This is a genomic window from Devosia psychrophila, from assembly GCF_000971275.1.
Taxonomy (GTDB): domain Bacteria; phylum Pseudomonadota; class Alphaproteobacteria; order Rhizobiales; family Devosiaceae; genus Devosia; species Devosia psychrophila.
Map to the genome: position 1 here is coordinate 1 of NZ_LAPV01000218.1, position 677 is coordinate 677.

At 58.9% G+C, this 677-nt stretch carries 1 protein-coding gene and 1 pseudogene; both read right to left on the reverse strand.

Annotation, left to right across the window (positions count from 1 at the left end; translation table 11 throughout):
• Positions 1 to 336: alpha/beta fold hydrolase (locus WH91_RS20965; RefSeq protein WP_144408407.1), on the reverse strand; the 336-nt coding region annotated here is incomplete at its 3' end.
• A 22-nt stretch (positions 337 to 358) separates the two neighbouring features.
• Positions 359 to 677 (reverse strand): annotated as a pseudogene (locus WH91_RS23860) (integrase core domain-containing protein); the annotation flags it as partial.

The window sequence follows — 677 nt, forward strand, 5'->3', positions numbered from 1 at the left end:
TTTTAGGCAATTGCCGATCACTTCGGTCATTTCGAACGGCCAGGCGCCACTTGCATCTACATTGCACGCAAAAAAGAAAACGCCAGCCACCCGTTCCGGATGCGCCCTGGCTAACGCCAGGCCAGTGAATGCGCCATCGCTCCAACCCACTACCGCCGCCCTTTCAATCCTCAACTGGTCAAGCACCGCAAGGACATCCTCGGTAAATTGGACATAAGAGAACGGTGTTCCGTCCCACCCGCTGCGCCCGTGCCCACGACTGTCTATGGCGATAACTCGATAGCCGGCATCCACGAAGGCAGGGACCTGGTGCCCGAAATTGCCGGCGTTCCCCATCCCGCCATGGGCCAAGACAACGGATGGTCTGTCGTTTGATCCTATCGCGCTGTTTGATGATGGCTGCGGCCCTGCCGAAGTAGGCGTCGGCTGGTGTGACGTTGTTGAGGCTCTCGTGGTAGCTCCGGTGATTGTAATGCTCGACGAAGGCGCCGATCTGGGCCTCAAGATCGCCGGGCAGGAAGTAGTTTTCGAGCAGGATGCGGTTTTTGAGGGTCTGGTGCCAGCGCTCGATCTTGCCCTGGGTCTGGGGATGCATTGGAGCGCCCCGAACATGGCTCATGGCTTTGGCCTCGATATAATCGGCCAGTTCACCGGCGATGTAGCTCGGGCCGTTGTCG